The following is a 24084-nucleotide window of genomic DNA, read 5'->3' as shown; positions in this document are numbered from 1 at the left end:
GGCCGGGGTGAGCGGGGAGGGGCCGGACCCTCCCCGACGCGTTCAGAACTTGGCGCGGACGCCGGCGATGAAGCGACGCTCGTAGATATTCTCGTTGAACACCTGATCCTGCCACGTGAGGTAATAGCGTTCGGTCTCGCCGGTCAGGTTCGATGCCTGGCCATAGATGCTGAAGTGCGGGGTCAGGTCATAGGCGATCGACGCGTCGAGATAGCTGGTCGGTTCCTGATACTGGGCCAGCCCCGGGATGCCGCCATAGTTGGACGAGGCGAGCCGCTTCGACCGGAAGTTGTAGGCGACGCGCGCCTGCAATCCGTATTTCTCGAACCACAAGGCGGCGTTTACCTGATGCTTGCTGTTGTCCTGGAACGGCATCTTGTTGCCGGCCAGATCGACCTGCCCCGCATCGCCCAGCGACAGCGTATAGTTGGCGTCGACGCCGAACCCGCCGAACAGTCCGCCCACGCCGTAATCGGCGAGCGACTGGCGCGCCGACGCCTCGATCCCCTTGAGCGTACCGCCCTCGCCCTGTGCCAGCGTGTTGGTGACGACCGGGCGACGGATCACGCCGTCATTGTCGGGAATGTCGCTGCGGGTTTCGGTGGTGGTGGTGATGAAGCTGTCGACCGAGATGTAGAACGCACCGACCGCCAGCAGGCTGGAGCGGCCGGTATAATATTCGAGGCTCGCCTCGGCATTGGTCGCGCGCCACGGGTTCAGGTTCGGATTGCCGCGCGAATCGGCGGTGCGCGCCTCGAACCGGGCCGGGTTCACCTGCGTATTGATCGCGTAGTTGACGTTCAGACCGCCGCCCCATTGCAGGAAGTCGAGCACCGTCATCGTCTTCGAGAAGGCGGCACGCGCGCGCAGCTTGGTCGTAAGGTCGAACGCGACGTTGAACGCGGGCAGGAAGTCGGTGAACTCGCGCTTGGTCACGACGTCACCGGCATCGACCCCCGACACGCCATAAGGCTGCGGCGCGCCGACGATGTTCTGCCGCACGTTCAGGCGGGTATTGACCACCTGCAGGCCGCCATTGGCCCGGAACGGCATGCCGAACAGCTCGCCTTCGCCCGACACTTGGCCATAGCCCGAAATCTGGCGGACGTTGACCGTGAAGCTGTCGGCCGGATTGACCAGATTCTGGCTGCCCGGATAGAATTTGTTCTGCCACGCCTCGCTGTCGTCCATCGCGTGCGGGTCGAGCGCGTAGAGCGCGGGCGTGCCGCCGGCGGGCAGGGCATATTGCTTGATCAGGCCGGCAAAGACCGGGTCGTTCGCTTGCCGGGTATAGCCCGCGGTATAGGCATTGCCCTGCGCATCGCGCACCGCGCACTTGTTGTCGTTCAGGTTGACGTCGAACGCCTTCCACTTGACCAGGCAACCGCCCGCCGGATTGGCGGCATTGTCGGTGTTGCCGGCATAGAAGGGCGAGACGCGGTCGAAGGTGAACTGGTCGACGCTGCGCTCGCCATAGCGGCCACCGAACGACAGCTTCACGCCGTTGTCGGCGGTATATTCGCCATCGGCGCGCACCGCCCACAGGTCGCCATTCTGATACTGGTTGCCCTCCGACGAGATCGTCTTCAGCCCGTAGCGCGACGGGTCCGATGCCTGTGCGAGGAAGGCGGGCGAGAAGCCGAACACCGGTGCGCCGCTCGAATAATCGACGGTCGCGGTCTGGCTGTAAATCTGGTAACCGGTCGGATTGAATTGGCGGTCGCCACCGATCGATGCCGGATAGTTGCCGACGCCGTTATAGGCCCATTGCGTGCCGTTGGTCAGGCTGAACTGGGTATAGGCCTGATCGCGCTTGCGCGATGCCTTGCCATAGATACCGCGAACGGTGCCCTTGAACTGTTCGCTCGGCTGCCAGTCGAGCTGGACATTGTAATTCTGCGATTCGCTCTTCGTACGGAAGGTTTCCGAATAGCTGTCGAAGCTGGGCAGGCTGTAGCTGTATTCCTGCACCGTATTGACGTTGTAGCCGTTGGGCGACACCGCGCCGGTATCGCGCGACTTGGTCGGCAGGAACGGCGACGACAGCCAGTCGACATTCTGGAACTGGAAACCGGCGGTGCGGTCATATTGCGTCTGGCGGGTGTAGAAGCCGTCGGCGGTCAGCTTCAGCGCATCGTTGATCTCGAACTGCAACGACGCGTTGGCACCGAAGCGCTCGCGATTGGTGATGCGGTTCCACGCGGTGTGCGACTGCGGCGTGATGAACGCGTCGTTGACGTCGCCATCGCCGTTAACGTCATAGCCCAACAGGCTGCCGGCGGAATTGCGGATCGGCCGGCCGCGGCTGACGCCGTTGTTGCCGACCGCGAAATTGCCGGGGTTCGCGGGCGTGACCGAACCGTCGCGGTTCAGCACCGCATCGCTGCCGGCTTCGGTGTTGAGCGCGACGCCGTAATCCTGAATGCCGCGGAAGCTGTTGCCGAGCGTCAGGTCGCTATACGCCGCCGACACCAGCACGCCGAACCGCTCGCCATGATAGGCGATCAGGCCGTTGGCCGACGGGCTCCATTTTTCGGTCCGGTCGCCATATTGCCCTTCGGCGGCGGCCGACAGCGTCAGCCCCTTCTTCAGGTCCATCGGCCGGCGGGTCAGCAGGTCTACGGTCCCCGACAGACCCGCCTGTTGCAGCGACGCCGTAGGCGACTTGAACACGGTCGCGCCGGAGAACAGCTGCGACGGGATGTCGGTGAAGTTCGGCTGTACCGTCGTCACCGAATTGGCGCCGAGGAACTGCTCGCCGTTCATCAGCGTGGTGACCTGCGGCAGGCCGCGGATGTTGATCGCGCCGCCTTCGCCCGCCTCGCGGCGGATCTGGACGCCGGGGATGCGTTGCAGCGAATCGGAGATGGTGACGTCGGGCAGCTTGCCGATATCCTGCGCGCTGATCGCCTCGACCACGCTGGCGGCGTTGCGCTTGATCTCGACCGATCGGGCCTGCGATGCGCGGATGCCGGTGACGACGATTTCTTCGCCCGGACCTTCGACCTGTTGGGGAGCGGCCGCCCCGTCGGCGGGAACGGCGGAGGCATCCGGGGCATTGCCGGTAGCGGTCTGTGCCCAACCCGCCGATGGCAAGGCGAAGGCGGATACCGCCGCGAGCAACATCGGACGAACGATCGAGAGCGAAGTACGGCGCATAGAGCCTCCCCATGGATCGGGCCGTTATCGTGCGGCCCCTATTAATTAACAAATTTGCTATTGTTTAAGGGATGCGTTGTCAATGCAGGAACGCCGCCGTCCCGCGAGTCCGGATCGACCTTGGTCGGACGCAATTACCTTACTCCCCTCCCTGACAAGGGAGGGGCGGGGGGTGGGTTGGCCCGCGAGGGGAGGTGCCGTCCGCCAACGGACCGACCCACCCCCAACACTCCCTTGTCAGGGAGGGGAGCAATATCGCCGGAGATTCGAATAAAGGTCGATCCCGCCTGAACCGTACGGGATCGCTTGCGCAGCTATCCCAGCAGGATCCGCGTACCCAGCGCCGCGAACAAGGCCAGCGGCATCGCCACCGCACCGATTTTCAGGAAGCGCCAGAAACCGACATCCTCGCCCTCGCGCCGGATCGCCTGCAACCACAGGATCGTCGCCAGACTGCCGGTAATCGACAGATTGGGGCCGAGGTCGACCCCGATCAGCAGCGCATCGACCACCAGTCGCGGCGGCTGTGCCTGTGCGACGGCGGTGCTGGCGACCAGCCCGGCGGGCAGGTTGTTCATCAGGTTCGATGCGAAGGCGAGGATCGTGCCCGACGCCGCAGCCGCCGATACCGGATCGGCCGACGCGGTACGCAGCGCGGCGGCGACCTGTCCGATCACTCCGGTCAGGTCCAGCGCCTCGACCAGCACGAACAGCCCGGCGACCAGCGGCAGGACGCTCCATGACACGTCGCGCAGCAACATGACCGGCGAATTGCGCGCGATGGCGCATACCACCAGCGTCGTGACGATCCCGGCGATCGCGGTCGGCAATCCCAGTTCGATGTCGAGCGCCGATACCACCAGCAGCACCGCCGCCGTGGCGACGATCCCGACGAATGCCGCCTTGCCGCCGGCGGTCAGCGGCGCGCGCTCGACGTTGCTGGTACACGTCCCCGCCAGCCGGTCGCGTTCCAGCCAGCGCAGGACGAGGAACGTCACCCCGATCGCCGCCAGCGAAGGGAGGGCGAACGACGCGAACCACTGTCCCAGCGGCGGCATCCGCCCCCCATACAGCACGAGGTTGGCGGGATTGGAGATCGGCAGGACGAAGCTGGCGGCATTGGCGATCAGCGCGCACGCGAACAACAGCGGCAGGGGATCGGCCTTCGCCTTTTTCGCGGCGGCATAGACCGCCGGGGTCAGGACGACGGCGGTCGCATCGTTCGACAGGAAGGTGGTAGTAACGATGCCGGTGACATAGACCAGCGCGAACAGCCGCGTGGTCGATCCGCGCGCATGGATCGCGGCGGTCGCCGCCACCCAGTCGAACAGCCCTTCGGCACGCGCGACTTCGCTAAGCAGCATCATCCCGATCAGGAACAGATAGACGTCGCCGCCCTTCGCCACCGCCGTCAGCGCCGCCGATAGCGGGATCAGGCCGAGCAGCAGCAGCAGCGCCGCCCCGGCCAGTGCCCAGATCGCCTCGGGCCAGCGGAACGGCCGCGCGATCACCGCCGCGGTCGCGGCAGCGCAGATTCCCCATGTCGCCCCGGTCGCAAGGATCACCGATGGCGTCCGTTCTCGTCGGGGCCGCGCAGCGGGCGTGTCATTTGTGCGTCTCGGGCATCGCGGTCAGATACAGGACAAAGCCGATCGCGGCGATCGCCGCCAGTGTCAGGAAGCCGGCGCTGTATCCGGCCCAGACGATGATCGACCCGGCCAGCGTCGCCGACAGCGCGGCACCGAGGCCGAAGATGCTCGACACCACGCCCTGACTGACGTTGAAGCGGCCCGACCCCCTGGTCAGATCGGCGACGATCACCGGGAACAGTGCGCCGAAAATGCCCGCGCCGATCCCGTCGAGCGCCTGTACCCCGACCAGCCACCACGGATCGTTCGATACGGTATAAAGCGCGCCCCGGATCGCGAGGAAGCCGAACGCGATCAGGAACATCGGCTTGGTCCCCCAGCGTTCGGTGTTGCGCCCGACGACGATCGCGACCGGGACCATCACCAGCTGTGCCGCGACGATGCACGCGGCGGTCAGCGAGGTCGCCTTGTCGGTTCCGACGGTGCGGCCGAGCAGCTGGCTGACCGATGTCAGCATCGCCGCGTTGGACAAATGGAAGGTGAAGGCCGCGAGCGCAAAGATCATCAGCGGGCGGTTTTCGACCAGCGTCTTCCATCCGCTCGGCTCGTCGCAACCCTCGTCGGGTTCGCAGTCGAGACCGCGGGCGACGGCGTTGTCGATATCGTCATTGTTCAGCCGGGCGGCCACCACGACGCTGGCGACGGTCAGCGCCGCCATCAGCCAGAAGACGACGACCGGCCCGAACGACCATGCCAGCACCCCCGCCAGTCCGGCCGACACCGCGTTGCCGGCATGGTTGAACGCTTCGTTGCGACCGACGCGTTTGGCGAACAGCTTCGGTCCGACCAGCCCCAGCGTGATCGCCGAAATCGCGGGGGCGAACACCGCGCCCGCCGCGGCGGCGATCGACTGGGTGATCGTCACCATCGTGAAGCCCGATACGATCGGCAACGACAGGCTGCCGGCCGTCACCAGCAGCGCGGCGGCGATGACGATGCGCGGCTTGTTCTTGACCCGGTCGATCAGCCCGCCCGCGGGCGTCTGCGACAACAGGCCGACGATGCCGGCGATGGTCAGGACCAGCCCGACCGTTTGCTCGTCCCAGCCATGCGACGGTCCGCGCACCACCAGCAGATAGATGGCGAGATACGGCCCCAGCCCGTCGCGCACGTCGGCCAGAAAGAAGTTGAGCGCGTCGAGCGTACCGGTCGGCGTCCTGGCGGGTGGGGTGCGCGCCGCGCCGGAGGGGGAAATCGCGGTTGCCATGGCCTCTATTTCCCGTCGTTCCTATGCGCAAACAGGCGAACGACGCGCCACGCAGAGCGCCGGTCGTGCTACCCCAAACCGGGTCGACGCATCGCGAACCGTCCCGCGTCGGGTTCGGAAGGAACGACCAGCGGCAGGCGAGTAGAACGATGGTCTACAACCATTTGGTTCGCGCCTAATCGAGCAGCATGGTGCATCAGTTCCGATGCAATATAGAAATAATGCTAAATGAACCGGTCGACGCTGGTCGGATTGGTGGTTGTCGTTGGCAAGATCGAATTGTTTGGGCAGTAGAGCTATGTAGGGTCCTAGATGTGGCTTCCGCTGGAGGCAATTTATTCGGTCGCCGCGCTCGATTGGTGCTTCTACGCCCTGGCTCTTCAACAACTCGATGCAATAACGTCGTTGCGTCGCGACCCGTCGATCGTCAAACCGTGGCGACTTCGTCGGTATGGACTTCGAAACGGGTCAGCGTCGTCTGCCCGAAGACCGTGGTCAGTGCGGTATCGGTGGCATCGCGGCCACGCGCCATCAGGATGCGGCCGATGCGCGGGTGTTTGTGGCGCGCGTCGAACGTGTGCCATTCGCCGCCCAGATACACGTCGAACCATGCCGAGAAATCCATCGCGGCATCGACCGGCGGTACCCCGATATCGCCCAGATACCCGGTGCAGTAGCGCGCCGGGATGTTCATGCAGCGGCACAACGTGATCGCCAGATGCGCGAAATCGCGACACACGCCCTGCTGTTCCTGATGGGTGTCCCACGCGGTCTTGGTGGGACGGGCATGGTGATAACCGAATTCGACATGATCGTGCGTGAACGCCACGATCGCTTCCACGCGTCCCCAACCCGGCGGGACATCGCCGAACAACGACCACGCCGTTTCCGACAGCCGGTCGGTTTCGCAGTAGCGACTGCCGAGCAGATAGACGAGGACGTCATGGGGCAGGTCCGCAATGTCGTGCTGAATCGCGCCGGGCGACTGGACGTCGGGCTCGCCGCTGTCCTCGATGACGAAGTCGCAGCTGAGCGTCAGGCCGCCGGGCGGCACGCTCACCCGGGTGCAGATGTTGCCGAAGGCGTCGACATAGTCGCGGAGCGCAACCTCCGGCACGGTGGTGATGCGGTGCGGGGTGCGCAGATCGTGATGGCGTGACGGATGCACGCTCAGCATCGCCATCATCGGCGTCGGGGTGTCGGCGGAAAAACTGATGTCGTAACCGGCGCGGATCAGCATCGAACGGCCCCTATGGTATCGGCAGGGATAGGAACGTCGCGCGGGGGAGACGGGTCCACCGTAATATCCACCGACACCTGCATGTCGAGAAAACTGCCGGGAAAACCATCGAAGGTGCCGGAGATCGGCACGGCCTGGTAGATGTCGCGGGCGATCGCGACGCGGATCAGCCCGGCGCTGCCGACGATGCCATTGGTCGGATCGAACTCGACCCACCCCGATCCCGGCAGGTAGACGCGAACCCACGCATGGGTGTTGCCGCCGCCGATCCGGGTGTCGCGCGTTCCCGACGGACTGTAGACATAGCCCGAGACGAAGCGCGCGGCGAAGCCCAGCGCGCGGACCGCCTCGATCATCAGGATGGCATAGTCGCGACACGTGCCCTTGCGACGGCGCAGCGTCTCGATCGGGGTCTGCGTGCCCTTCTCCGCGCGCGACTGATAGGTGAATTCGCGGCGGATCGCGGTCGTCATCGCCGTCAGCAGCGCCAGCGTGTCGGTGACGCCCCCGGGGTTCAGGAACCGCCGTGCCCAGCTGTCGACCTCGCGCTGCGGGTCGAGATGCTGTCGCTCGATCGAACGCAGCAGGTCGGGCATGTCCTCCGACGAATAGGTGAAGGGATAGCTGCGCGCATATTCCTCGATGTCGACATACTGGACGTCGCCCGGTTCGTGACGGACGCGGACGTCGCTGGTAAAGGACAGCCGGCTCGCGCGCCGTTCGAACGTGGCGATGGCGACGGCATTGCCGAAAACGTCCTGCAGCCAGCGCACGTCGGCCGGCGCGGGGTCGATCGTCAGCGTCGCTTCGAGCAGATGCTGATCGAAACTCTCGCGCGGCCGGACCATGATTCGGTGCTCGCCGAACGCGACCGGCTGCTTGTAGAGATAGGTCGTCACATGCGAGAGATTCACGAATGGCATCAAACGGTAATCCCCGCGTCGAGGCTGCGTTGCTGAGCGATTCCGACCCTTTGCCGGTAGTGACCGTCAATCCCGGAGGCCGATCGCCGTTTCTGATCATCGGCGATCATGCCGGCAATGTCATCCCCTCGTCCTTGGGAAGGATGGGAATCGGTTCGCCCGACCTGTGCCGCCACATCGCATGGGACATCGGTGTCGCCGGTCTCGGCCTCGCGCTGGCCGAGCGGCTCGACGCGGTCTTCCTGCGCCAGACCTATTCGCGCCTCGTGATCGACTGCAATCGCGCGCCCGGTTCCGCCGATGCGATGCCGGCGGTAAGCGACAGGACGATCGTGCCGGCGAACGCCGCACTCACGCCCGAGGAACGCACTACCCGGATCGATGCGATCCATGCACCCTATCATCACGCGATCGCGGACGAACTAGCGCGGCGCGATCGGGAGGGGCAGGCGAGCATCCTGGTCGCACTCCACAGCTTCACCCCCGCCATGTCCAGGGGGCCGGCACGGCCGTGGCATGCCGGCATCCTCCACGACGGCGGCGATCCGTCGTTCGCCCTCGCCCTGCTCGCGGCGCTGCGGCGGGAGGCCGACCTGATCGTCGGGGATAACGAGCCGTATCGGATGGATGAGGTCGACTATACGCTCCCGCTGCACGCCTATCCGCTGCGCCGCCGCTATGCCGAGATCGAGATCCGGCAGGATCTTCTGGCCGACGAGCAGGGCCAGCGGCGATGGGCATCGATATTGGAACGATGTTTGTTGGCAGCATCGGCGACGGATGCAGGGTGAAGCGTTGCCTGCGGCTCGCTCTCGATCAATACGGCAGGCGATCCGGGGGCCGGTTACTGAAAGAACGCGGCGCGGGTCGGTAACATCGCGGCACCGATCGCCGCCGCATCGCTGCCGATGACCGAAGGCACCAGACGCGGCATGGGGCGGTGATGGCCCCGCCGGGTCGGGTTGGTGATGTCGATCTTCGCGATCATGCGCTCGGCAAGGCTGGGGGGGAGCCGGCCGCCCAGAACGATCATCGCCGGATCGAGCGCGGCGAAGATCGCCGATATGACGAGGTTCAGGGACGGCATGCAGCGATCGACCCACGCGTCCACCGCCGGCGCGGCGAGATCGAGATCGCGCAGCATCGTCCGCAATCCGTCAAAGGCCATGCCGTGATCGTCGAGGTGACGGCGCAGATTCTCCAGATTCGGCTGATACCATCCCGCCGGCAGGACCGATCCGAACTCGCCGGCATTGCCGTGCGCCCCGCGCAACGGCGCGCCGCGCGCCACGACGCCGCCGCCGAAGCCCGCCGCGAAGTACAGATATGCAAAGTCGGAGCAGGTCCGGCCCGCGCCCAGCATCGCTTCGCCGACCGCAGCGACGTTGCCGTCATTATCGACCCAGACCGGACCGCCCAACGCGTCGGCCAGTAGCGTGTCGAGCGGCCGCAGCGCCCATGAATCGAGCGAGGGCGGCGGATTGACCCTTGCGCCGTCCCCGATGAAATAGCCGGTGACGCCGACGCCGATTCCCAGACGACGCGCCGGATCGAGCCCGGCTTCGGCAACGGCCCGGTCGATCAGGGCAGCGATCTGTCGGGTGCCGGCATCGAAATCGTCGCGTTCCAGCGGCACCGATGCCCGCGCACGGACCGCGCCGGTAAAATCCACCACGACCAGCGTCGCCGCGTCGGTCATCACCGACACGCCGATCGAAAAGGCGGCGTCGGGGTTCAGGCGCAGCGGCGCACCGGGCTTGCCCCGTCCCGCGACTTCCGGTGCGCCCGCCAGCACCAGCCCACGTTCGATCAGCGGTTCGATCAGCCGCCCCACCGAATGCGGCGCGAGGGCGGTGACGCGGGCAAGCTCGGCACGGGAAGCCGCGCCACGCCGCGACAGCAGCGCAAGGACGACCCGTTCGTTGGCGGTCGCGGTACGCTGACCATCGGCGCGCAGGAAGCGGGGGTGAAAGGCACCGGCATAACCGTCGTTCATCCGGCTGTTGCGCCGTGTGGGGCCCGGCTTGTCAAGCCTGCCCGCAGACCTATCGTATCCAGCGGACCTTGTAGAGATGGATGCCGTCGAGCGTGATGCGGTGGCGGTCGCGACCATCGGGCGTCATCACCGTAAAGCCGTTCGCCCACCACTTCTCCTCGGCCTGCACCCATGCGACGCGGTCGGCCGTCGCGCTCACCGACTTCACCCGCAGCGCGGGGTTGAGCGGTGCATAGGGGACGAACCTGCCGCCCTCGGGATCGAACCGCCACGCGCCGTCGTCGGTCGTGACATAATAACGCCCGTGATCGCCCAGCGACAGGTCGTGGCCGTCGCGCCGCCCCGGCAGCGTCCAGCGCGCGGTTTCGACCAGTCGCGAGGTGCGCCCCTGACCGATCAGCCGGAACGACTGCACCAGATCGTGCGACAAGGTGAACAGCCGATGCCGCTTCGCGTCCCATACCGCGCCATGCCCCGATGGCAGCGGCAGGTCCTGCACCACCTGCTCGCTATGCCGCCGGTCGTATAGCTGCAACCGGTCACCTTCGGGCGAAATCGACAGCGCGATGGCGATCCGCCCGCCGGGCAGCAGGTCCGCCGAATGCGCCATCGGCACCCGCGCCCGGAACAGCACGCGTCCGCTGGCACGATCGATCAGCACCGCGCCGCCGGTCGATGCGGTGACGAGGATCGCGCGGTTGCGATCGACCGGCTTGCATTCGTCGATATGGGCCATCAGCCGCGTCCGATATTCCGCCGGCAGGTCGCGGGCATCGCGGGCGGTCCATCGCCAGACCTCGACCGGGCCATCGGGGGTGATTCGCACCTCGCGCACCTGATCGTCCCCGCACGCATAGGCGGCCGGACCGGGCGACATCGCCAAGGAAATAGCCAGCAGTGTCAACATCCTGTCGCTCCCTGCACGGTTCGACGCCCGACCGGTGTCGTCGCGTCACCTATATGTCACTTATAGTCAGTAAATGGCATTCGTGTTTCAGGAATCGGGGGTTTTGACGATGGTACGCTTTGGGAAGACGTGGCGGGTGATGTTGCTGGCCGGTGCGGTGATGCCGATTTCGGCGCTGGCGCAGGAGGTGCCGTCCGACACCACCAGCGAGGATATCGTCGTCACCGGCTATGCCCGGCAGAACACGCAGGCCATCGCCGCCAAGCGGGACAACGACCGGATCGGCGAATTCCTTGCCAGCGACGAGATCGGCCAGCAGCCCGACTACAATATTTCCGACAGCTTCCGCCGCCTGCCCGGCGTCACCACCGTCTTCGACGAGGATGAAGGCCGCTATGTCGGCATCCGCGGCATGAACCCGAACTTCACCGTCGGCACGCTCGACGGCGCGGTGCTGGCCACTGCCGAGCGGCAGAACCGGCAGCTTAACATGGAGGCGATCCCGACGACCGCCGTCTCCGCGCTGGAGGTCATCAAGTCGCGCACGCCCGACGTCGAGGGCAATGCGATCGGTGGCATCGTCAACCTGCGCAGCCGATCGGCGTTCGATCGCGGTATCCGGACCTTTGTCGGCAATGCGTTCATCGGCCTGTCGGACAGCCGCGCCGTCCCCGGCAAGGGCTTCAACCGGCCGACCGACGACGGCGTAAACTATCGCGCCGATGCGACGCTCGCGACCCGGTTCGGGGTCGACGACACCTGGGGGTTCGTGCTGACCGGCGCCTATAGCCGCAAGCGGCGCGATCAGGAGCGGCAGAACCCGACCGGCTATACCCAAGTGAACGGCGTCACCGTGGCCAGCGGGATCATTTCGGCAGGCTATCCCAACACCGTCGACCGCTATGGCGGAACCGCCAAGCTCGAATGGCGTCCCGATCCGCGCGTGCAGGCAGAGGTGTCGGGCACGTTTTTCCAGCAGTCCGACAATGAATTGCGCCATCAGCAGCAGCTGACGCGCGGGACCGTCGATACCGTTCGCACCACCGGCGGCACCGCGCGCGTCAACACCGCCGGCGGCTTCCTGCGCTTCAACGACTTCCCGCTCGAAAAGCCGCTTTATGTCGGGCAGGGCCGGGTGAAGTGGACCGGCGATGACGGTCACCATGCCGCGCTGCGCGGCAGTTGGTCACGCGCCATCTTCCTTGAAGCGTCGAACCAGATGCAGTTCAACCTCCCGACCAGCGCCGCCAACGCCTATAGCCAGACGCTGGCCGATGGCGTGCCGATCGCGGTGCTCGACAATCCGGCGACGTTTACCAATCCGGCCAATTACACCTTTGCCTCCTACACCCCCTATCGCGATCGTTCGCTCGATCTGGTGCGCGAGGGGCAGTTCGACTGGGGGTATCGCGATACCGCGCAGGATCGCGGCTTCGGCATCGGTGCGGGGCTGAAATACCGTGCCGCGACGCGCGATTTCGACACGCAACAGGCGGTCTGGAGCGGCGCGACCGGGACCAGCCTGACCGCCACCAACTTCGTGCTGCCCGACCGCTGGTCGCCGCTGTACACCGGTGGGCAGAGCCGGCCGCAGCCATTGCTCGATTTCACCGCGTTCCAGCGGTATTTCAGCCAGAACCCGACTGCCTTCACGCTGAATACCGCGCAGACCACGCTCAACGCGCGGCGGTCGGACTATATCGTCGGTGAAAAGGTGATGGCGAGCTATGTCCTGCTACGTCACACCGGCGACCGCCACACGCTGATCACCGGCGTCCGCTATGAGGATACCGAGACGACGATCGACGGCTTTCGCGTCGCCGGCAGCACGCTAACTTCGCTGACGCGCGGCGCGAACTATGGCAGCTGGCTGCCGTCCGCCACCTTTAACTACGAACTGGCCGATCCGCTCAAGCTGCGGCTCGGCTATTACAAGGCGATCGGACGGCCCAGCCCCAGCGACCTCGGCACCAACGAAACGCTGAACCAGACGACGCTGGTCCTGACGCGCGGCAATCCCGACCTGCGGCCGCGGGTGGCGCAGAATTTCGATGCCAGCCTCGAATATTACATGCCGCGCGATGCCGGCCTTGTGTCGCTGGCAACCTTCTACAAGGATATTCGCGACGACATCTATTCGCGGGCGGCGGGCACGACGGTGATCGACGGTACCACCTATCAGGTCACGCAGCCGCAGAACCTGTCCGGGTCGCGCGTGTTCGGGGTCGAGGGTGCGCTGGTCGTCAACAAGCTGCGCTTCCTGCCCGGGCCGCTGGCCGATTTCGGCGTGTCGCTCAATGCCACCTATCTGAACGGCAAGTCGCGTTTCCCGGCCGGGGGCAGCTTCGACCGGCTGACCCAGCAGCCGGAGTTTCAGGGCAATGCCGCGCTGTTCTACCAGCGCGACTGGTTGCAGGCGCGGGCGAGCTACGCGCATATCGGCCGGCAATATACCTCAATCAGCCCGACCGCGCCGCTCACCAACCGCTACGACCAGCCGTTCGACCAGCTCGACCTGCAGACGCGGCTGACGTTCGGCCCGATCCAGATCATCGGCGAGGTCCGAAACGCCACCGATGCGCACCGCGAGAATTTCGACGGGTTCGGCACGCGCGATCAGAATTTCTTCGGCCGCCAGTTCTGGCTCGGCGCGGCGGTGAAGCTGTGAGCGTCTGGCACGGCCTCTTGGCAGCGGTAGCGGCGTGGCAGGCCGCTGCCGCGCCACCGGCAGACAAGCCGTTGTTCGACGGCGTCACCTATCGTCAGGAACGGCGCGTCGATGCCTCGGCCGATCCGGCGGTGATCCACATCGTCACGCTCGACCTGACGCGGCCGGGCCTGCGATTGGGCGTGACCCCGCCCGACCGCTCGCGCGGCATGGAATATGTCGCGCACACCGTCCGCAACGACCTGATCGCGCAACACGCCCAAGTGGCGGTCAACGCCAGCTACTTCCTGCCCTTTTTCGGCGGATCGCCCAAGGGCGACGATTATTACCCGCATGACGGCGAGCCGGTGTCGGTATCGGGGGCGGCGATCGGCGGCGGGCGGGTCGCCTCGCCGGTCGAAATCGATCAGGACCTGCGGGTATCGGCGATCCTGTGCCTCGGCCGCCGCACCGACATCCGGGCTGGGCAGCGGTGTCCGGCGGGCACGCGCGACGCCATCGCTGCCGGTCCGCATCTGTTGCAGGGCGGGCAGGCCATCCCGCTCCACCGCGCGCTGATGGCCGAGGGCGGAAAAGGTCCGCGCACGGCCATCGGCCTGTCGTCGGATCGGCGGCGGGCATGGATCGTCGTCGTGGACGGCCGGCAAAAGGGATACAGCATGGGCGCGGACAATGCCGCGCTGGTCGCGCTGCTCCGCGACCTGGGGGCCAGCGATGCGATGAGCTTCGACGGCGGCGGTTCCTCGACCCTCGCCGTCGCCGAGGGGAAGGGCGCGGTCGTTCTCAACCGCCCGATCCATACCGGCATCGCCGGCCGCGAACGGCCGGTAGCAAACGCCCTGCTGGTCTTCGCACCGCCGGTATCCGTTCGGCAGTAGGAAGGGGTGCCTGCCGTTCCGCCGGGAGCGCGTCGCGCCATTCGTCGCTCGCCGCGCTGGCGGGGTGTGGTTCCTCGTCCATCGAGACGAGGTCGACCATCAGGGTGCAGAGATCAGCGTCCCGGCGGTCCATGGCCGTACGCTCGGCACCGATCCGGTCAGCGTCACCCAGCGGCGGCACAATGGCGGGCGATGAAGGCGTCGTGCGCGGGCATCTGTGCCGCCGTAGCGGCGACGACCGCGCCGATCCGCTGCAACCGCGCGGCGGCGGCGTCGAGCGGCATCGCATCGGCGAGCGGATCATAGCTCGCCGCGCGCAGGCCCTGACCGTCCATCACCGCCAGCCAGCTCGTCTTCGTGAACAGCTCGTCGCCTTCGCGATAGACGCGGCCGGTGCGGGCATAGATGGCAAGCCGTTCGGCCAGCGTCTCCGGGATCGAGCGTTCGGCCTGATCGCGCCAATAGGCGGTGTCGCGCCGCTCGCTGGCGTGGAAATGCAGGATGACGAAATCGCGGACCTGATCGAACTCGGCGGCCATCAGCCGGTTGTACCGCGCGGTATCGGCCGGGTCGCAGGCGCGCGTCGGCAGCATTTCCAGCAACCGCGCAATGCCCGCCTGGACGAGATGGATCGAGGTGGATTCGAGCGGTTCGAGGAATCCGCCGGACAGGCCGAGCGCCACGCAATTGCCGACCCAGAACCGGTCGCGTCGCCCGGTGCGGAACCGCAAGGGGCGGGGATCTGCCAATGCCGGTCCGTCGAGATTGGCGAGCAGGGTGGCCGCCGCCTCGTCATCGGACACATGGTTGCTGGAATAGACATAGCCGTTGCCGGTGCGATGCTGCAGCGGGATGCGCCACTGCCACCCGGCGGCACGTGCGGTGGAACGAGTGAAGGGGCTGGGCGGGCCGGCATTGGCGGAGGGGACGGCGACCGCGCGATCGTTGGGCAGCCAATGGCTCCAATCCTCGAACCCAGCGCCCATCGCCCCTTCGATCAGCAGCGCGCGAAAGCCCGAACAGTCGATGAAGAAGTCCGCATCGATCCGCCGGCCATCGGCCAGCAGGACCGCATCGATCCACCCGCTGCCGTCCCGGCCGATATCGACGATCCGCCCTTCGATCCGCACCACGCCGGCCGTTTCGGCGCGCGCGCGCAGGAACCGGGCATAGAGCCCGGCGTCGAAGTGAAAGGCATATCCGATCTGCGCGAGCGGGGTGTTGCCGGGCTGTGGCCGCTGGAACCGCCCGGCATACGCGGCAGCGGCGCAGATCGAATAGTCGGCGAGCGGTCCGGCCTGTCCGGCGGCGTGCAGCCGTCGCCACGTCGCCTCGAACGGGACCGCACCGGCATCGATGCCATACACGCCGAACGGATGGAAATAGCGGTGGCCGACCCGGCCCCAGTCGTGGAAATCGATACCGAGCTTGAACGTGCCCTGTGTCGCGCGGACGAAATCGTCCTCATCGATGCCGAGCATCGCGTTGAAGGCCTGAATCGGTGGGATCGTCGCTTCCCCGACGCCAATCGTGCCGATCTCCTCGGACTCGATCAGGGTGATGGTCGGGCCGTGCGGTCCCAGCAGACGCGACAGCGCGGCGGCGGCCATCCAGCCGGCCGTGCCGCCGCCGACGATCGCGATCCGGCGCAGCGGACCATCGGCGCGCGCGCTCACGCCGCGATCCGGCATTGCAGGAACAGATTGCCGGTCAGGCGACCGTGCCGCGGATCGGCGGCATCGGCGGGCAGCGCGGTGATCGCCCCCGAATGGAGCAGCGCCGCGCGGTACAGGATCAACCGGTCGGGCACCGCATCGACCGTATCGATCACCTCGAACGGGCCGTCGCTACCATCGGCATAGGCGGCGGGCACCTCGGCGATCTGCGCGTCGAGCGCGGCGCGAAAGGTCGCCATGCGCTCCGCGTCGATCGTCTCGAACCCGGTGGTGCGGTGGCGAAAGAAACGGGTGCCGTCGCCATTGGCCGACGACAGGAAATGGACGGTCGCGAATTGCAGCCGGTCGGCGGAATCGACATGCGGCACGCGCTGGTCGGGGCTGAGCGCGTCGGGGGCGAGCGTGACCAGCGAGAAATTGCCGCGAGCGCGGGCCGGCTGGACCGGAGCCCGGGTGAAATGGGCCGCGATCAGCGGCAGGACCAGACGGACCATCGCGTCGACATAGGCGGTCGGCGCTGCCCCGAGCAGGCCGGGATAGAAGCTGCCGACCTCCGTCGCCGGCGCGAAGCGCGATCGGGTCGCGGCGAAATCGACCAGAGCGTCGCGTTGCCCGGTCGCCCGGTCGATGACGACCACCGGTTCGCGTTCATGGCCGACATGGCGAATGGTGATGGTGGGCGGGGCGGCGGCGATCGGGGCGGACGACATGGCAGATCCGATAGCGCAAAAAGCGTCGGCGTGGCGAACCACGCCGACAGGGGAGGGGAAATATGGGCGACGAAACGAAAAATTCGTCGCGTCGCCCTGTCCTTAATACGTCGCGCGGAGCGACAGGCCGAAGCGGCGATCGTTCAACTGATACTGAAGCGGTGCCGATGGCGTGCCGATGTAGAGCACGTTCATCCGGTTGTTCAGGTTCACGACGTCGGCCGATACCGCGATGTGTTCGTTCAGATTGACGCTGACCGACGCATCGAGCGATGCATAGGGCTTGGCGAACTGGCCTTGGCCATTGGCACCGCTGCCCGTCGTCTGTTCGAGATAGCTCGACCGGCCATTATAGGCGAGGCGGGCGGTGATCGGCCCCTTTTCGTACAGCCCGATCAAATTGTAGCTATGCTTCGACAGCTTTTCGAGCGGCAGCGTGGAGGGCAGGTTGTTGCTCGACGACGAGAACGGGTTTTCGACGTTCGAGTCGACATAGGTATAGTTCGCCTGAATGCCGAAACCGCTCAGCAGGCCCGGCAGGAAGTCGAAGAACTGCTGATAGCCCGCTTCGAGGCCCTTCACCGTCCCGTCGCCCGAATTGAGCGTCGAGTTCACGTTATATTGACGTCCGCCATAGGTGCCGATGAACCGTCCGCTCGACAGGAAGCCGTTGACCTTCTTGTAGAACAGGCCGGCGGTCAGCGAACCGGTCGGCGCGAAATACCATTCGGCGGTCAGGTCGAAATTGTCCGATTTGATCGGACGCAGGAACGGGTTGCCCGAATTGGCAAAGGGCAGACCGTTGTTCGGATCGACCTGGTTCGGGTTCTGCAGTGTGACGTTGGTCGACAGCACGTCGAAGTTCGGCCGCGCCACGCCCTTCGAATAGGCGAAGCGCATCTGGAACGTGTCGGTCAGCCGGGCCCGGATGTTCACGCTGGGCAGAACGTTGGTATATTCGTTGCCCAGCGAGATCGGGCTGAAGGTGCCGTCGACATTGAACTGCGTGCCGACCGACGTGGTGCGCGTCTTGACGATCCGCACACCGGCACCGCCGTCGAACCGGATGCTGCCGAGTGCGAATTCATAATCGGCGATACCCCAGGCGGTATAGGTCTTTTCGGTCTGGCGATTGAGGTCGCCCGGTGTGAAGGCATCCTTCGTCTGCGCACCGAACAGGGCGTACAGCGCCTTGGTCTGTTCCCACACGCCATCGCCGGCCGGGAACGCGGGGTACAGGATGCCACCGGTGACGGTGTTGCCGTCGAACCAGTTCTTCGACGGCCCCTTCATCGCGAGCTGCGGGAAACGGGTCAGCGGGATCAGCGCCGCGCCGGCCGGCACGTTGCTCGCCCCCGGTGCATAGTCGCGGAACAGGCCGACGCCGTTCCACGTACCGCGCAGATCGATGCCGTTGTCCGAATAGCGGGCACCGCCACGCAGCTTCTTCAGGAAGCCGCCTTCGACATCATATTCGATGTCATAGGCAAGCGCGAGCGTGTCGGCGTCGTTGCGCTGAAGCGAGTCGGCGATGAACGGCAGCGTATAGTTCGCCGGGTTGTTCAGCACCGACGGATCGGTAACGTCCCAGCGCGGATATTTGCCGCGCAGATCGAACACCACGGTCGACGGATGCGGCGCGAGGGTGCCGCCATATTGGCCGGTCGCGTTCTGGTTCGTCCGATTGTACAGCGACAGCACATGACCGTTGCGATCGGCGTTATAATAGGACGTCAGATACTGGACGTCGAAATTGACCTTGGCACGGTCGGTCGCCTGCCAGCCGACATTGAAGGTGTAGTTCTGGCTGGCGCTCCACAGTTCCTGATCGAAACGACCGGTCTCGAAAGTCTGCGGCGACAGCGAACCACTGGTCGCATACCCATCCTTGTTGAAGGTGAACGCCGCGCCGGCGGTCGGCAGCGTGTTGTACTGGGTCACCTGTCCTGCGGAGTTATACTGGTTTCCCGGCAGGTTGTTGAAATCGTAATAATATGCGCCGGTCCGGTTGAACCAGTATTTGCTGCCCTGATACTGTGCGGTGACCAATACGGTATCGCTCGCCTGCCATTGTACCGCGGCGGCGATGCCGAAGCGCCTGCGATCGCCGGTATCGTCATAGACTTCGAAACCATAGGGGATCTGCGCGTTGCTCGGCGCATTCGCGATCGACCCGGGCCGTGCCTCGCCGAACGGACCGGCAAGCAGGCCGTCCTGGCGATAATGGCTTTTCGAATAGACCGCGTTCACCAGCAGGCCGATTTCACCGATGCTGGTGTCGTACCGGTTGCTGTACAGGCCCGAGAACGCATAGCCCGGCTTGTCGACGCGGTCGTAATAATTGCCGCGGGCGGTCATGCTGATGACCTGACCCGTCGAATCGAACGGCCGGCGGGTGCGCAGGTTGACCGCACCACCCACGCCACCCTCGATGATATTGGCCGGCGCGTTCTTGTACACGTCGATGCCGGAGAGCAGTTCGGGCGGAATGCCTTCGAGGTCGAAGGCGCGACCGCCCGACGCCGAATATACCGCACGGCCGTCGAGGAAGTTCTGTACCTGGGTCAGGCCGCGAACGGTTACGGCCGGCTGTGTCCGATGATCGAAGTCGGTCGCGCCCTCACCATAGCGGCGCTGGATCTGCACGCCGGTGATCCGCTGCAACGCTTCGGTGGTGTTGACGTCGGGCAGCTTGCCGATGTCCTGCGCGCTGACCGAATCGACGATCTGGTTGGAATTCTGCTTGATGGCCTGCGCCGATCGCAACGACGCACGGACCCCGGTGACGACGATATCCTGACCATCGCCCGCCGCCGCATCGCCGGTCGTCTCGGCCGCCGTCTGTGCCGATGCTGCGGCAGAGAACCCGCCGACGGTCATCAACGAAACGCTCGCCAAGAGGGCGTGCCTGATGGTCCTCATAATGCCTCTCCCCATATCTGACTCTGAATCGAGTCTTGTCTGACATATTACCGTATAATATTTGCCTGACAATATGGAATCGAGCGGCTCGACGCAGCTTTATCTTCACGGCTATGCTGGAGAAAAGCGGGGGAGGGGGACCATGGTTCTGCGCAACGGCGGACAGCCGGCCAACGTCGTATTGGCCCGCCGGATGGGCGTGGCGATCGTCACCGGCCGCCACGAACCGGGCAGTTATCTGCCCGGCGAAATCGACCTTGCCGAGGGTTTCAACGTGTCGCGCAGCGTCATCCGCGAGTCGCTGCGGATGCTGGCGGCCAAAGGGCTGGTCGAAAGCCGCCCCAAGGCGGGCACCCGCGTTCGCGAGCGGCAGGAATGGAACCTGCTCGACCCCGAACTGCTGGGCTGGATGTTCGAAGGCGAGCCTCCGTCCCTGACGTTCGTGCGCAGCCTGTTCCAGCTTCGCATGATCGTCGAGCCGGCCGCGGCGGAATTGGCGGCGGTTTCGCGCACGGCACGCCAGTTGACGCGGATGGGCCATGCGCTCGAGGAAATGGCGCGGCTCGGCCTCGACAGCGAGGCGGGGCAGGCGGCCGATCAGAGTTTCCATGCCATCATCCTCGAAGCGACCGGCAATGAATTGCTGGTCAGCCTGTCAGCGAGTATCGCCGCGGCAGTGCGTTGGACCACGCTTTTCAAATATCGGGCCGGTACGCCGCGCGACCCGGTCATGGAACATCAGGCACTGTTCGACATGATCGCCCGCAGCGACGGCGCAGGCGCGCGCGCCGCGACCGAATTTCTGGTCGATCTGGCGCGGCAGGACACCGAACGTGCGATGGTAATATGTCTGGCAAATGCCGAATAGCGGTACGAGCATGATAAAGATTCGTTACTGAACCGTACCGAAATAGACAGATTGTCGTACAAGGAAGCGACGGCGGTACCCTCGTACTTTATGGCTCGAGCCCGGCCGTAGCAGGGGCGGGGGGTGGTATGACCGCGCAGCGAGCGCCGCTGCTCGGGTTAACCAAACATGTGCTCAGCAGCGTGGATGATTGACGGATTTTCAGACCGGATCAGGTCTGACGGTGACACGCGCTTTGCCACGACCAAGGCGGCGTGGATTCGGGCGTTGTAAGAACCGGCCCACGACATCTTGTTGGCCGAGATGCTCCGGCGCGCGCCCGTCGGAGCGCGCATACCGGCCTGTCCTACCTGCGCTCGAACAGGCGCTACACGACCGACGGTCAATGCGAACCGGCAACCCCGGCGCGGTTCACAACGCCGTATTCACATCCACCAGCTCGACCTCGTGCATGAGATTCAGATAGGCATCGAAATAGGGTTTGTGCGCCGCGCCGACGATGGTCAGCACGCGTGCGCCGGGCTGCTGGGCGAAGGTCGCGCGGATGTTGGCGACCATCCGCAGGTTCCGTATTTCCCACCAACTGACATATTGCCGGCCCCAAAGTTCGGGCGTGCGATCCTTCAGCGCCCGCCCGAAGTCGCCCTCGATCCCGCCGATCTGGATGTCGACGCGATTGTTCAGCCGGAAGGTGGCGAGCATGTCCGCCGGGCTTTCATACGCTTGTGCGTTCAGCTTTTCGACGTTCGGTCCGGGGGTCGACCATAGCCGCTGGATCGCCTTACCGAACGCCTGCTCCTCGCTCATCGCGCCATCGGCAGTGTGATCGTCGATCGGGTACACCCGTTCGAGGCCGTGCCGGGCCGCGAGCGCCGCACCAATCTGATAATTCTCGTTGGCGCTCGCCATCAAGGTGCCGAGCCGTTTGACCAGCGCTTCGTCGAGGCCGTCGCCGTCATGGCGTTCGCCCGGATCGAGCCGCAGCCACTGAACGAGCGCCGACGCCGGCTCGCCGCCCGCCAGAAACACGCTGGCGAGCCGACGGCGCGCGGCCGGCGTCGGACGTTCCGGCCACGCCGCCAGCATCGCGGCGGCCTGCGACGTCGCCTGCGGCACGTCGAGGCCGGTCGCCATGCGCGCATCGTCGACGGTCGGACAATATTGGCCGGCCACGCCCGGATAGGTCGCGGGATAACGGCGCAACTGATCGCATTCCTGACCGGACAGTGCCTCGATCGTGATGATCGATGGCTTGTAGGCCGCGAGGCGGTCGAGCAGCAATCCCATCCATTCCGGCTTGAAGCCGGGCAGGTTTTTCAAATGCGTCGAGGCGAGGACCATGACCCGCGTCGGGGGACCGGCGACGTCGCGTTTCCACGACGTGGGATCGAAGACCGGTTTTTGCTGGGCCGCCGCGTTGGCGGTCCAGAGCAACATGGCCGCCGCGACGATGCCCCAAAGCGGTTTGCCCCGCATCAGCGGCGCGTCCAGGTCGTCGTGGCCGTGTCGGGTGCCTTGGTCAGCCGGCTGCGTGCCTTGGCGTCGGACAGCGCATAGGCGCGCAGGAAATCGGTGCTGATCGCGGCAGCGCCGGCGAAATGGGTGTCGGCGGGACGCCCGATAAACTCGTGATCGGCCCCGGCATAGACGACGCCGAACTTGTCATCGGCCGGCGCAGACTGGACCGGCAACAGATGATCGTGCCAGTCGGTCACCAGTCCCGGTACGACGTCGCGATCACCGGTGACGAGCAGCATCGGAACGCGGTCGCCCGCATAGGCGTCGGGTCCGATCAGGCCGGGGATCCGTCCGGGTGACGAGAAGCCGAGCACCGCCTTTACGCTGGGATCCCGGAAGTTGCCAAACGACGCCAGCCCGCCGCCGAGACACAGCGCGGTCAGCGTACCGAAGCTGTGCCCCGCCGCGACGACCGGTCGTCCCGGCCAAGTCTTCGCCGCATAGGCGCTGGCGGCGCGGAGATCGGCGATCCGTTCGCCGAAGCTCGCTTCGCGACTAAACTTCTCCCGATCGGGATAGTGCATCGAGTCCACATGCACCGGCGCGATCACCGCAAACCCCGCCTTTTGCCATGCCGAAACGATCGCGTCGTAGCGCTCGGGCCACGAGCCATGTCCTGTCGAGAACAGGACGACGCCTTTGACCTGCTTCGGCACCCAGGTGACGAGACTGGTCGCGCGCGTGGCCGAAACCGTCAGCGGTACCGTGGCGTTGGGCTGCGCTGCTGCGGGCGTCGCCATCGCAAACAATAGCAACCCCGCGGCCCGGGCGAATGTCGAACGATCCATGATGTCCCCCCGGGCACTATGCCGAATAGTATTTATCATACAGTAAGGCCTTGCCCTGTCCACCCTCGCAGGTGGCGATGCCGGAACGTGCACTGTGCAACGAGCCGGGCAGAAGCGAAGCAACCATCGTGACCGACGTGCCGCCGTCACCATCAGGAACGAAGCGGTCGATCGAGCCGCCTACAAGGAGATCAGCCGATGTTCATCATCTGGAGTGGGTCAGGGGTCTGACTATTTTTGATCGTCGCTGGCGTCGTCACCGCGGTCGGCGTGCTCATGCAACGGCTGTTTGGCGCTCCGGGCCAACCGAACCTGGCGTTCCTTGTAGCGAACACCGGCCTGTTCGCCACGGCAGCGGTAAATTGGTTCGTCAGCAAGTGGATGAACACGACACTGCCGCGCCAATTGGTCGATCCCGCGACCGGCGAGCGTCTGGGAATGACTCCGACGCACAAGCTGTTCTGGATACGGATGGAATATTGCTCAATCCCGATGGCGCTGCTCGCCTTCGTCGTGCTGCTGGCGCTTCTCGGTGCGCTCGATGACTGACTAACGCGGCCCATGATCGGCGCGGTCCTGTGTGGCGCTGCTGCCGCCTGCGGTAATCTGTGCAGTTGTGTTGCGCAGTGGTCGACACGCCGAAGCGCAGGCGGGCACATTCCGGCCCGGCCAATGTAAGTCTGCATACGCTTTCCGCGGTCCTGCTAACGATGGACGAGGCGCAGGGTTGTGTCGGGAATGCCCGGCTGCGAGGCAATTTCGGCTCACGCTGTAGCCAGTTGGGTTGCCCGAGCGCGACACGGCGCGCTGTCCGCGCTGCAATGTTGTTGTCGCTTTCGAGGTGCCCTTGACGCACAAGCGGCAGCGACGGACGAAGGGGTCGGTGCGTGGCGCAACCCGCCCCGGTCCGTCGGGCCAGCGCCCCGGCACGATATCGCGTATCTTGCGTACGTCCGAGGCGAACCGGCGCAAAGG

Annotated in this window: 17 protein-coding genes; 5 read left to right on the top strand and 12 right to left on the bottom strand. The window is 65.6% G+C overall.

Annotated elements, in window-relative coordinates; translation table 11 throughout:
- Nucleotides 1–42 precede the first annotated feature (42 nt).
- From ASE70_RS08820 to ASE70_RS08800, 5 genes are all read right to left on the bottom strand, one after another.
- Entirely contained in the window at nucleotides 43–3159 is a 3117-nt protein-coding gene (locus ASE70_RS08820) for a TonB-dependent receptor (RefSeq protein WP_056503662.1), read from the bottom strand.
- A 314-nt stretch (nucleotides 3160–3473) separates the two neighbouring features.
- Nucleotides 3474–4724, bottom strand: a complete 1251-nt coding sequence (locus ASE70_RS08815; protein ID WP_056503659.1) for an arsenic transporter — start codon at nucleotides 4722–4724, stop codon at nucleotides 3474–3476.
- Between the two features lie 40 nt (nucleotides 4725–4764).
- Nucleotides 4765–6015 (bottom strand): MFS transporter, encoded by a 1251-nt coding sequence (locus ASE70_RS08810; protein WP_056503657.1) that lies wholly within the window; start codon nucleotides 6013–6015, stop codon nucleotides 4765–4767.
- Nucleotides 6016–6442: 427 nt separating this feature from the next.
- Nucleotides 6443–7255 (bottom strand): transglutaminase-like domain-containing protein, encoded by an 813-nt coding sequence (locus ASE70_RS08805; protein WP_056503654.1) that lies wholly within the window; start codon nucleotides 7253–7255, stop codon nucleotides 6443–6445.
- Nucleotides 7249–8178 carry a transglutaminase family protein gene (locus ASE70_RS08800; protein WP_056503651.1) on the bottom strand — a complete coding sequence of 310 codons (930 nt, stop codon included), beginning with the start codon at nucleotides 8176–8178 and terminating at the stop codon, nucleotides 7249–7251. Before ASE70_RS08800 ends, ASE70_RS08805 begins: the two co-directional genes overlap by 7 nt.
- Between ASE70_RS08800 and ASE70_RS08795 the strand changes: the two genes are divergently transcribed.
- Nucleotides 8172–8969 (top strand): N-formylglutamate amidohydrolase, encoded by a 798-nt coding sequence (locus tag ASE70_RS08795; protein ID WP_056503649.1) that lies wholly within the window; start codon nucleotides 8172–8174, stop codon nucleotides 8967–8969. The genes ASE70_RS08800 and ASE70_RS08795 overlap by 7 nt on opposite strands.
- A 53-nt stretch (nucleotides 8970–9022) precedes the next feature.
- Here ASE70_RS08795 and ASE70_RS08790 read toward each other — a convergent pair whose 3' ends face one another.
- Together ASE70_RS08790 and ASE70_RS08785 are read right to left on the bottom strand one after the other, a co-directional pair.
- Nucleotides 9023–10174, bottom strand: coding sequence for an ROK family transcriptional regulator (locus tag ASE70_RS08790; protein WP_056503644.1), 1152 nt, complete (start codon nucleotides 10172–10174; stop codon nucleotides 9023–9025).
- Nucleotides 10175–10223: 49 nt separating this feature from the next.
- Nucleotides 10224–11081: a DUF6528 family protein gene (locus ASE70_RS08785; RefSeq protein ID WP_056503639.1), complete on the bottom strand. Its 858-nt coding sequence runs from the start codon at nucleotides 11079–11081 to the stop codon at nucleotides 10224–10226.
- A gap of 73 nt (nucleotides 11082–11154) precedes the next feature.
- Between ASE70_RS08785 and ASE70_RS08780 the strand changes: the two genes are divergently transcribed.
- Nucleotides 11155–13749, top strand: coding sequence for a TonB-dependent receptor (locus ASE70_RS08780; protein WP_056503635.1), 2595 nt, complete (start codon nucleotides 11155–11157; stop codon nucleotides 13747–13749).
- Nucleotides 13746–14627 (top strand): phosphodiester glycosidase family protein, encoded by an 882-nt coding sequence (locus ASE70_RS08775; RefSeq protein ID WP_056503633.1) that lies wholly within the window; start codon nucleotides 13746–13748, stop codon nucleotides 14625–14627. The genes ASE70_RS08780 and ASE70_RS08775 overlap by 4 nt, the downstream gene beginning before the upstream one ends.
- A gap of 164 nt (nucleotides 14628–14791) precedes the next feature.
- On the opposite strand, the gene ASE70_RS08770 is transcribed toward ASE70_RS08775, so the two are convergent.
- The 3 genes from ASE70_RS08770 to ASE70_RS08760 all read right to left on the bottom strand — a co-directional run bounded on the left by ASE70_RS08770 (nucleotide 14792) and on the right by ASE70_RS08760 (nucleotide 19893).
- Nucleotides 14792–16303, bottom strand: coding sequence for a tryptophan halogenase family protein (locus ASE70_RS08770; RefSeq protein ID WP_268795542.1), 1512 nt, complete (start codon nucleotides 16301–16303; stop codon nucleotides 14792–14794).
- Nucleotides 16300–17013 (bottom strand): DUF6445 family protein, encoded by a 714-nt coding sequence (locus ASE70_RS08765; RefSeq protein WP_056503628.1) that lies wholly within the window; start codon nucleotides 17011–17013, stop codon nucleotides 16300–16302. The genes ASE70_RS08770 and ASE70_RS08765 overlap by 4 nt, the downstream gene beginning before the upstream one ends.
- A gap of 102 nt (nucleotides 17014–17115) precedes the next feature.
- Entirely contained in the window at nucleotides 17116–19893 is a 2778-nt protein-coding gene (locus tag ASE70_RS08760) for a TonB-dependent receptor (protein ID WP_056503625.1), read from the bottom strand.
- Between the two features lie 184 nt (nucleotides 19894–20077).
- Here ASE70_RS08760 and ASE70_RS08755 point away from each other — a divergent pair, with 184 nt between their 5' ends.
- Nucleotides 20078–20803 carry a FadR/GntR family transcriptional regulator gene (locus ASE70_RS08755; RefSeq protein WP_056503622.1) on the top strand — a complete coding sequence of 242 codons (726 nt, stop codon included), beginning with the start codon at nucleotides 20078–20080 and terminating at the stop codon, nucleotides 20801–20803.
- A gap of 411 nt (nucleotides 20804–21214) precedes the next feature.
- Here the strand turns inward: ASE70_RS08755 and ASE70_RS08750 are convergent, their stop codons facing one another.
- Nucleotides 21215–22279: a DUF5694 domain-containing protein gene (locus ASE70_RS08750; RefSeq protein ID WP_056503617.1), complete on the bottom strand. Its 1065-nt coding sequence runs from the start codon at nucleotides 22277–22279 to the stop codon at nucleotides 21215–21217.
- The gene (locus ASE70_RS08745; protein WP_162235949.1) at nucleotides 22279–23061 is read right to left on the bottom strand and encodes an alpha/beta hydrolase family protein; all 783 of its coding nucleotides are present in this window, start codon (nucleotides 23059–23061) and stop codon (nucleotides 22279–22281) included. The genes ASE70_RS08750 and ASE70_RS08745 overlap by 1 nt, the downstream gene beginning before the upstream one ends.
- Before the next feature lie 285 nt (nucleotides 23062–23346).
- Between ASE70_RS08745 and ASE70_RS08740 the strand changes: the two genes are divergently transcribed.
- Entirely contained in the window at nucleotides 23347–23658 is a 312-nt protein-coding gene (locus ASE70_RS08740; protein WP_056503612.1) for a hypothetical protein, read from the top strand.
- Nucleotides 23659–24084 lie beyond the last annotated feature (426 nt).

It is taken from the genome of Sphingomonas sp. Leaf22 (assembly GCF_001421715.1).
Lineage (GTDB): Bacteria > Pseudomonadota > Alphaproteobacteria > Sphingomonadales > Sphingomonadaceae > Sphingomonas.
The sequence above is the reverse complement of the archived record's forward strand: the minus strand, read 5'-3'. Positions and strand labels throughout refer to the sequence as shown.

Excerpts from the sequence above, each read along its gene's own strand:
- ASE70_RS08820 (WP_056503662.1), bottom strand. The coding sequence starts at position 3,159 with ATGCGCCGTACTTCGCTCTCGATCGTTCGTCCGATGTTGCTCGCGGCG.
- ASE70_RS08810 (WP_056503657.1), bottom strand. The coding sequence starts at position 6,015 with ATGGCAACCGCGATTTCCCCCTCCGGCGCGGCGCGCACCCCACCCGCC.
- ASE70_RS08805 (WP_056503654.1), bottom strand. The coding sequence starts at position 7,255 with ATGCTGATCCGCGCCGGTTACGACATCAGTTTTTCCGCCGACACCCCG.
- ASE70_RS08795 (WP_056503649.1), top strand. The coding sequence starts at position 8,172 with ATGGCATCAAACGGTAATCCCCGCGTCGAGGCTGCGTTGCTGAGCGAT.
- ASE70_RS08800 (WP_056503651.1), bottom strand. The coding sequence starts at position 8,178 with ATGCCATTCGTGAATCTCTCGCATGTGACGACCTATCTCTACAAGCAG.
- ASE70_RS08790 (WP_056503644.1), bottom strand. The coding sequence starts at position 10,174 with ATGAACGACGGTTATGCCGGTGCCTTTCACCCCCGCTTCCTGCGCGCC.
- ASE70_RS08785 (WP_056503639.1), bottom strand. The coding sequence starts at position 11,081 with ATGTTGACACTGCTGGCTATTTCCTTGGCGATGTCGCCCGGTCCGGCC.
- ASE70_RS08780 (WP_056503635.1), top strand. The coding sequence starts at position 11,155 with ATGGCATTCGTGTTTCAGGAATCGGGGGTTTTGACGATGGTACGCTTT.
- ASE70_RS08765 (WP_056503628.1), bottom strand. The coding sequence starts at position 17,013 with ATGTCGTCCGCCCCGATCGCCGCCGCCCCGCCCACCATCACCATTCGC.
- ASE70_RS08760 (WP_056503625.1), bottom strand. The coding sequence starts at position 19,893 with ATGACCGTCGGCGGGTTCTCTGCCGCAGCATCGGCACAGACGGCGGCC.
- ASE70_RS08755 (WP_056503622.1), top strand. The coding sequence starts at position 20,078 with ATGGTTCTGCGCAACGGCGGACAGCCGGCCAACGTCGTATTGGCCCGC.
- ASE70_RS08750 (WP_056503617.1), bottom strand. The coding sequence starts at position 22,279 with ATGCGGGGCAAACCGCTTTGGGGCATCGTCGCGGCGGCCATGTTGCTC.
- ASE70_RS08745 (WP_162235949.1), bottom strand. The coding sequence starts at position 23,061 with ATGGCGACGCCCGCAGCAGCGCAGCCCAACGCCACGGTACCGCTGACG.